This window comes from Roseibium algae, assembly GCF_037783265.1.
Classification (GTDB): Bacteria; Pseudomonadota; Alphaproteobacteria; order Rhizobiales; family Stappiaceae; genus Roseibium; species Roseibium algae.
The window spans coordinates 1-8,448 of sequence record NZ_JBAKIA010000040.1 but is presented as its reverse complement, the minus strand read 5'-3'; the positions used below and the strand labels follow the sequence as shown (position 1 = coordinate 8,448).

Genomic DNA, 8,448 nt, shown 5'->3' with positions numbered 1-8,448 from the left:
TCCAAAAAAACAAAACTAAAAACAAATCAAACAAACACACTGTGGACAAACAACAAAACAAAACTCAAAAAACAACCAAAAACATACAAAAAATCAAATGGTTAAACAAAATTCATAAATCCAAAAACATCAAAGCAAACTGCCCCGTTGAATGAAACGCTTCGGTGTATGATGCTCCACTCAAATTGGCATGGTTGATCAGCATGGGTGTCCCATCAGAAAAGCAGAGACAACACATAGCTTAACCCAATGATGGCAATGATCTGCCTCCCCCACCCAAGCGACCTCCTCACGGAAAGGGCAGTTTAGTTCCTGATGGCAAGTTTTCGCGGAAGAATATATCCATGCGCACTGACCTTTGTGTCTGGATGTGAGGCAGTTGCTGCGGTGCCTCGCAGATGAGGTTGATGGCAAGTGACAGAATGGTTTCGGGATCACTGTCTATGACGGCATCCATAGTACCGTCGATCAGCAGCTTGCGCGTATCAGATGTCAGCCCGTGCCCGATGAATTGTATATCACCTGCCCGACCCTGCTCGACCAAGGCCCGTGCGATGCCGTTAGATGCCCCACCGACATTATAGATCCCAATCAAATCAAGGTGCTGCTCAAGCAGGGAATTGGCATGGCGGAAATTCTCACCTGCATCATCGTGCCCTTCCCGCACACCGACCACATGCAGGTCGGGATGCATTTCCTCAATCAGCGCAAGGAAGCCTGCCTCGCGCTCCGAGTGTGCCCGATAGTTACGAGACCCTGCGACCAATGCAAGGCTCCCGCTTGCGCGCTGACTGAACCGCGCCAAAAGCATCGCCGCAGTACGCCCGACCGAATGGTTGTCGAGCCCGACATAGGCCATACGCGCCGGATGCGGCAGATCAGACACAATGGTCACCACCCGCAATCCGGCTGAGGTGATCTCCTCCACCGCCTCACGCACTTCTGGATGATCAATCGCCATAAAGGCAATACCGTCGGCCCAGGCAGCATGATGACGAAGGGCTGCCGCCAACACCGTTGCATTGAAGCTTTCGATGAAAATACAGCGGATCGAGGGAGCATCACGGCCTCTGGGAACAGCCCGAGCACGCAGCTTTTCACCCAGAAGCTTGAGATAAGGGTTCGCGCCCGCCGGCAACAGGAAGACAATGTTGGGTGGCCGAGGCGTCGCGATGAGCGCCGATTCTTCAAGGGTCAGAAAGTCTAACTCAAGCGCTGCTTTCAGCACCCTCTGGGTAGTCCGGTCCTTGACGCCTTTACGCCGGTTTAGCACCCGGTCCACTGTGGCCATGGACACATTCGCAGCCTTGGCAACATCACTCATCAGTGGCGCGCGGCGGTCAGGTGAGGATTGCACAGACACATCAAAACCCATCATTTAATCGTGTTTGACGCAACAAATATCTATTCCTATCCTCCTGTCAAGCTTCGGGTTTATGGGAGAAGCGGAGCCGTTCTAAGGTGCACTGCACCTCAAGAAAACTCATGGGAGGTGACTATGACTGATCGTAAAACGTCTATCTGTTCAATGGAAATAACACGCCGCACTGCACTCGGTATGGGCGTTGGGGCTGGTGCTTTGGCTCTTCTGCCAGGTTCTGCAACATTGGCAGCGCCCTCACTGACGCTCCGCTACGGCCACAACAATGAGCCTGCATCGGTTGCTGGCGCGCAGGCAGACTGGTTCGCCGAAACACTTGGAAAAGCGTCTGGCGGCGACGTCGCTGTCGAGGTATTTCCAGCGTCTCAGCTCGGCAAGCTGCAGGAACTGGCCGAAGCTGTCTCCCTTGGCAGCATCGCGTTCTCGCACAACACTGCAGGCGGAATTGGCTCGCTCTACGCGCCATTTGCAGCGCTCGACACACCCTACCTCTACCGCGACGTAGATCATCTACTAAAAGTGACTGACGTGAAATCGCCGGTGATGCAGGAACTCAATGAAGGCCTGATCGCCGCAGCAAATGTGCGTGTGATCTACGCTCATTACTTCGGTCGCCGCAATCTCACAGCCAACCAGGCTATCTATTCGCCCGATGATCTGTCCGGCGTAAAAATCCGGGCCGTTCCGTTCCCGATCTACACAACGGCTGTGGAAGGCATGGGAGCTGTCGCAGTACCCGTTGATTGGTCTGAAGTTCCAACAGCTCTTGCGACAGGTGTTGTTGCCGGTCAGGAAAACCCGGTCAACGTCGTGTTGTCTGTAAAACTCTACGATGTGCAGTCCCATCTTATGCTGACTGGCCACATGTCCAATGCCGAAATGGTGGTCATGAACGAAGACGCCTGGCAGGCCCTGTCTCCAGAACAAAAGCAGGCTGTCACCACGGCTGCGGAAGAAACCCGCATCAAGGCGACCAACGCCATCCTCGACAAGGAAGAATCCGAGACCCAGCAGTTGCGCGATCTGGGCATGACTGTGATCGGTGCAGAAGAAGGCTTGAAACTTGAAGAGTTCCGTAGCTCGGTCAAAGCACTCGTGAATGAACGCTTCGGTGAGAAGTTCGGTGATCTCTACAAAAAGATCGCAGCGATCAACTGATCACCATAGCCGGGAGGGATGGGCATGACCCGTCAACAAACCACAAAAGGTCGCGCCATTATGGCGCGACTGTCAGGCGCAGGCATTTCAATCAGTATCGGACTGCTAGCCCTGATGGCATGTCTCATCGTGCTTCAGGTCAGCGCGCGAAATCTGTTGGACCTTGGCCTGCCATGGGCCGATGAACTGGCGCGCTTCTGTTGCATTGGTCTGGTGTTTCTTTCCATCCCCTCACTGGTGGTCAATCATCAGATGGTGGCTGTGACATTGGTGCCTGATATGCTGGGCCCAGGCGCACGCCGCATGGTCCATATCCTGTCCGAACTCGCGACATTAGTCTTCGCCGGGTTTACGCTCTGGGGCTTTGCTGCCTTTCTGCCAAGGGCAGGAAAGTTCCTGACACCTGCCATGGGAATGCCCAACTGGGGCTATTACGCCCCCGCCCTGATCGGCACGACGTTCCTTACCTTGGCCGCACTCTTTCGTATTTGGCAAATCATCAAAGGACAAGAAGACACCGGCATCAACGCCGACAAAGAGGTAATCCTATGAGCCTCATTCTCTTGGGTTTGTTCCTGGCCCTTCTCATTTGCGGCGCGCCCGTTGCAGTATCACTAGGTCTGCCTTCGGCAATTGTCATTGTCTCCAACGGCTTACCGGTCTCGGTTCTAGCGCAACGCGCTCTCAATTCACTCGACAGTTCTCCGTTGCTCGCCGTACCACTGTTTATTCTGGCTGCCAATTTACTCAATGCCATGGGTGTCACCACCCATCTTTTTGATCTTGTCCGTATGCTGCTAGGTCGCATTCAAGGTGCCGTGGCGCAGGTCAGTGTGCTGGTCAGCTTGATCTTTTCCGGAATTTCCGGTGCCGCATTGGCTGATATCGGTGCACTTGGTGCCGTGCAGATCAACCAGATGAAAGCCCAGGGCTATCGTGAGGACTTCGCCGCTGGCCTGACTATCGCAGCCGCAACAATCGGGCCTATCTTTCCGCCTTCAATCCCGATCATCATCTACGCCAGCGTCGCAAATGTGTCAGCGGTCAAACTTTTGGTGGCTGGCATCGTGCCTGCTCTCTTGCTGACACTGCTTTTGATGGTTCAGGTCGCAGTCATGGCACGGGTCAAAAACCTGCCGCGCGACACCGTGCGCCCCACGGCCAAAGCCGTCGCTTTCAAGTTCGCCGTATCCTTCCCTGCCCTCATGGCACCGGTGTTGCTGATTGGCGGTCTGTTGAGCGGCTATTTCGGACCGACAGAAGTGGCCGGCATCACGGTTGCTTATGCCTGTCTGATCGGCGTCCTTATCTATCGCAGTCTGACACTGACCAAACTTATCGCCTGCCTACGGGAAACGGTCCTCGCGACCGCAAATATACTATTCATCGTATCAGCCGCCGCCTTGTTTGCCTGGGTGTTGACCCTGGACCGTGTGCCGTTAATGGCAAGTGAGTTTCTGCTAGGGCTGACCGAAAATCCCTTCCTCCTCCTGCTTCTGGTCAACGTGCTTCTGCTGGTTGTTGGCATGGTCCTTGAATCCATTGCAGCCATTTTGATCATTGCCCCGATCATTGCCCCCGCATTGACCATGGCGGGCGTAGATCCACTGCAACTCGGCATCGTATTTGTGCTCAATCTGATGATCGGCCTCCTCACTCCTCCGGTCGGGATGAGCCTCTTCATGGTGTCGATCGTCACCAAGATTCCCGTGACAGTTGTTATTCGCGGCGTGCTGCCCTTCCTGGCACCACTGCTTCTTGCCTTGATTGTTGTCTCGGCCGTACCGGCCATTTCAACCTGGCTTCCCAATTATCTTTTGAAATGAGACAGACATGAGCAGGTTTCTCGGGCCGATCCGGCAATTGGGCTACGTTGTTGACGACATTGAAGCGGGCATGGATCATTGGTCGAAAGTCATGGGCGTTGGTCCATGGTTTTACAATTCGCGGGTGCCAATCGAGGACTACCGCTATGACGGTAAGAGCTACGATGTGCACAATTCCGTCGCCTTGGCCAATTCCGGTTACATGCAAGTGGAATTGATTCAGACGCGTAACAACACCCCATCAATGTATCGAGATTTCATGCAAGCGGGTCATCGCGGTTTACAGCATGTGGCCTACTGGACACAGAGCTTTGACGAGGACCTAGCTCTAATGCTCAGCGAAGGATTCACTGAGAAAATGAGTGGCTGCGTCGGCAAGAATGGTCGGTTTACATATTTCGCTCAGGAAGGTCACCCTGGAACGGTGATCGAACTGTCAGAAGTGCTTGGACCAAAGGGCCGGATGTTCGACCTGATCAGGACGGCTTCCGAAGATTGGGATGGCAGCGACCCGCTTCGACCATTCCCGGATCTGGAAACGATTTGAGCCAGTCATGAACAGCGAGCGCATTGAAGCCACCTACCTTCTCGAAACACCAATGGACCCGACACAAATCGCCGCGGTCATGGCCGGGGAACAATCCTCCGGAACCTTCGTCCGTGTTGCGGGCGAGACCGATGAGCTGCGTGCCCGAGCAGGCGCAGAAGTACTGAAGGTGACCGAACTGGCCTCTGTGCCAGAGCCGAGTCTCGAAAGCGCCTATCTGGAGAGAAAGGCTATACACGGCCCATATCGACGCGCTCATGTTCGTATCGCCTATCCAGTCGCGAATATTGGTCACAACCTGCCCACATTGGCGGCGACCGTTTCCGGCAATCTTTATGACATAGGCGAAGTGACTGGCTTGAAGTTACTCTCGCTCTCCATCCCGCAGGCCTATCGGTCACGCTACCTCATGCCATCAATGGGTATCACGGGCACACGTGCGCAGCTTGGCGTCATCGACCGTCCCTTGTTTGGCACTATCATCAAACCCAATGTTGGCATGTGCAGCCACGAAATCGCTGATCTGGTTGAGACACTTTGCGAAGCAGGCGTCGATTTCATCAAGGATGATGAGGTCTGTGCCAATCCCGATCATGCACCCATCACAGAGCGGGTCCCCGCCGTCATGGCCAGAATCCGAGCCTATCGTGATCGCACAGGCCGTGATGTCATGATGGCGTTCAACATCACCGACGAGACAGATGCCATGCGGCGGCATACCGATCTGGTGACTTCAGAAGGTGGATCTTGCGTGATGGCAAGCCTCAACTGGTGCGGCCTGTCAGGCATAGAGAGCCTTCGGAAGCACACGCCGCTGGCACTTCATGCTCACCGCAATGGCTTTGGTGCAATGTCGCGACACCCATTACTCGGCATCGCCTTTGATGCCTATCAGGCCATGTATCGTCTGGCCGGGGTTGATCACATGCATGTTCACGGTATCGGTGGGAAGTTCGTTGATAAAGCTGAGGAAGTCCAAGCAGCAGCCCAGGCATGCATTTCACCGCTTGCCATTAACGGATCAGACGTGAACGACCGTGTGATGCCAGCATTTTCCTCCGGGCAATGGGCGGGCACTCTGCCTCACACGTTTGAAGCCGTTGGGAGTACCGATTTCCTCTTTATGGCTGGCGGCGGCATACTCGCTCACCCAGGCGGACCTGCTGCAGGCGTTCGCAGCTTGCAACAGGCCTGGGATGCGACCTCTGCAGGACAATCGCTCAACACCTCGAAAACCAAAGCGCTCGAATTGCAAGTTGCTCTTGAGTTTTTTGGTACCTAATGATGCGTAAACGTCCGTTGTCCGTCTTCATAGGCGATGATTTCACCGGTGCGTCTGATACACTTGCGACTTGGGCCCGCTCCGGTGCCCAGGTACGATTGTATCTCGACGCGGAGACCGCTTCACAGGCTGGGGACTCCTTTGAAGTTATCGGCATTGCAACAGAGTTGCGCGGCCTGACAGAAGGTCGCATTCGCAGCAGACTGCCTGAAATTGCAACCACTGTCGCTGGGCTTAATCCTGAGTTTGTGCACTATAAGGTCTGCTCCACATTCGACAGCAGCCCCGACACAGGATCCATTGGTGCCGCGGTCGATGTGCTCGAACAAACTATCCAGCCATGCCTGACACTTGTCATCGGCGGCCAGCCGAGCCTCGGACGATACTGCCTGTTCGGAAATCTCTTTGCCCGCGCATCTGATAAAAAGGTATACAGGATCGATCGACACCCGGTCATGCGATGCCATCCAATCACACCGATGGCTGAAGCAGATCTTTCGGTCCACCTTGCAGCCCAAGGGTTAGAGGGCTTGCAGTCGATTTCCGTTTCGGAACTTGCATACGGCGCACGTGAGCTGGTTAAAAAGCTACACACCAGCATAGGCGAAGGCAGCAAGCGATTTCTGATAGATGCGTCGTCAGCCGATGACATCAGGATTATTGGAGAGGCTCTTGGGTCAATCTCTAAAGCAGAACCGGTGTTGCTAGTCGGCGCAAGCAGCGTCGCTGAAGCAATAGCGTACGGATCCAAGAAATACATCAGTCGACCAAGTGGCATCCCCATAAGAGAACGCAAAGGCCCTTGTCTGATGATCGCAGGCAGCCGCTCCTCGGTGACCGAATACCAAGTCTCATCCGCATCAAGTTTCGAAAAACTTGAGTTGTCACCCGCTACGCTCCAACGCCCCAGCAGTTTCAACGCCGCAATTCGTTGGGCCTGTTACAACCTCAAACAAGGTCGCAATGTCCTCGTCCACACACTGCCCGGTGCTGATTATCACGAAAGAGCAACGGACCTTACAGAGCGGCTTGTGAATTATGCTGAGGCTGTCCTGTCCAATACGAAAATTGGTAAACTCGGTGTTGCCGGTGGTGATACCTCCAGCGCCATCTGCCAACGGCTCGGTTTTTTGTCCCTCGATTATGCCTTCGATATCGATCCCGGTGTCAGTATCTGTATTGGCCAGCATTCAGATTTAGGTCTGGATGGCCTAAAGCTGATGCTCAAAGGCGGTCAGATGGGCAGCTCGGGCCTGTTTGATCGTTTCACAACTTGAGTTCTAGAGCGTGTCGCGGTTAATCAGATACAGGATTCCCTTTCATGTTGATCCGTGATTCTTTGTCTTGTCACCAAACAAGACAGTCTTCATGGGTAAACCTCATCCTTTGGAACTTCGGCGCCCTGTTGTCGCGCCATGCCTTTCCCATCAGCACTTCAACCTGCCGTAACTTCACGACAATCTCTTCCGGTTTAGGTCGCTTCATAGCCATCTCTGGTCCTCCAGTTTCCTAACTATACGGGTGGACCAATTCAAAGGGGGAGGATCAGCTTCGCCAAGGCGTACTCATTAGCGTTGGGCCCTGAACGGATGGTTTGGATGGCTCCTGTTTCACTCGTCGTCGCAATGCGCAATACTGCGGATGTCATAGGAACCACCCAATGACAGTAAAAACAGTTGGCCTGAATCTGGCCAAAGATGTATTTCACGTTCACGGAATTTCTGAAACCGGCCGCGAGATCTTCAACAAGAAGATCAAACGCACCAAGCTGCTGGCGTTCGTTGCCACGATTTTCGTCTCATGCTAGCGGCTTTCGTCAAACCCTATGGCCATAGGTGTTGGTCCATTTCGACTATAGCCGCCAATTGACGCATAAATATCCAGCTTCATTGAAAAGCCACCACACCTAGGACGGCGACACTGGCCAGCCATAAGGCCCAAAACCACGCCCATCTCGACAAAAGACATTATTTCATAAGTGATCCCCCTCTGCCGGATCCATTTTGCCACGGCAAGTGGGTCGTGCCTCGGGTTGAGATTTATGCGTCTTTGGCAGGTATTTTGGCACTGAGCCTTGGCTGTCAGAGTGGAGGCAAAAAGCAAAATACCCGCCAACTCATTGAGTTAGCGGGTTTTATATTTGGTTGCGGGGGCAGGATTTGAACCTGCGACCTTCAGGTTATGAGCCTGACGAGCTACCGGGCTGCTCCACCCCGCGTTATATCTTTGGCGCACTGGAAGCTTGAGTTCCTTA

Annotated in this window: 8 protein-coding genes and 1 tRNA gene; 7 read left to right on the top strand and 2 right to left on the bottom strand. The window is 54.0% G+C overall.

The features are described from left to right. Window positions 1-289: 289 nt before the first annotated feature. Entirely contained in the window at window positions 290-1,378 is a 1,089-nt protein-coding gene (locus V6575_RS23155) for a LacI family DNA-binding transcriptional regulator (protein ID WP_340277867.1), read from the bottom strand. Between the two features lie 120 nt (window positions 1,379-1,498). Here V6575_RS23155 and V6575_RS23150 point away from each other — a divergent pair, with 120 nt between their 5' ends. The 7 genes from V6575_RS23150 (at window position 1,499) to V6575_RS23120 (ending at window position 8,001) form a co-directional block, all read left to right on the top strand. Continuing rightward, a complete protein-coding gene (locus tag V6575_RS23150) occupies window positions 1,499-2,539 on the top strand; it encodes a TRAP transporter substrate-binding protein (RefSeq protein WP_340277866.1) in 1,041 nt (346 codons plus the stop codon). Window positions 2,540-2,563: 24 nt separating this feature from the next. After that, window positions 2,564-3,091: a TRAP transporter small permease gene (locus V6575_RS23145; protein WP_340277865.1), complete on the top strand. Its 528-nt coding sequence runs from the start codon at window positions 2,564-2,566 to the stop codon at window positions 3,089-3,091. Then, complete coding sequence (locus V6575_RS23140) at window positions 3,088-4,365, top strand: TRAP transporter large permease (protein ID WP_340277864.1); 1,278 nt, start codon at window positions 3,088-3,090, stop codon at window positions 4,363-4,365. Before V6575_RS23145 ends, V6575_RS23140 begins: the two co-directional genes overlap by 4 nt. A gap of 7 nt (window positions 4,366-4,372) precedes the next feature. Next, the gene (locus V6575_RS23135) at window positions 4,373-4,912 is read left to right on the top strand and encodes a VOC family protein (protein WP_340277863.1); all 540 of its coding nucleotides are present in this window, start codon (window positions 4,373-4,375) and stop codon (window positions 4,910-4,912) included. Further along, window positions 4,866-6,194: a RuBisCO large subunit C-terminal-like domain-containing protein gene (locus tag V6575_RS23130; RefSeq protein WP_340277862.1), complete on the top strand. Its 1,329-nt coding sequence runs from the start codon at window positions 4,866-4,868 to the stop codon at window positions 6,192-6,194. Before V6575_RS23135 ends, V6575_RS23130 begins: the two co-directional genes overlap by 47 nt. Next, window positions 6,194-7,471, top strand: a complete 1,278-nt coding sequence (locus V6575_RS23125) for a four-carbon acid sugar kinase family protein (protein WP_340277861.1) — start codon at window positions 6,194-6,196, stop codon at window positions 7,469-7,471. Before V6575_RS23130 ends, V6575_RS23125 begins: the two co-directional genes overlap by 1 nt. A gap of 383 nt (window positions 7,472-7,854) precedes the next feature. After that, window positions 7,855-8,001 carry a hypothetical protein gene (locus V6575_RS23120; protein WP_340277860.1) on the top strand — a complete coding sequence of 49 codons (147 nt, stop codon included), beginning with the start codon at window positions 7,855-7,857 and terminating at the stop codon, window positions 7,999-8,001. A gap of 334 nt (window positions 8,002-8,335) precedes the next feature. Here the strand turns inward: V6575_RS23120 and V6575_RS23115 are convergent. Beyond that, window positions 8,336-8,412 (bottom strand) — tRNA-Met (locus V6575_RS23115). Between the last annotated feature and the right edge of the window lie 36 nt (window positions 8,413-8,448).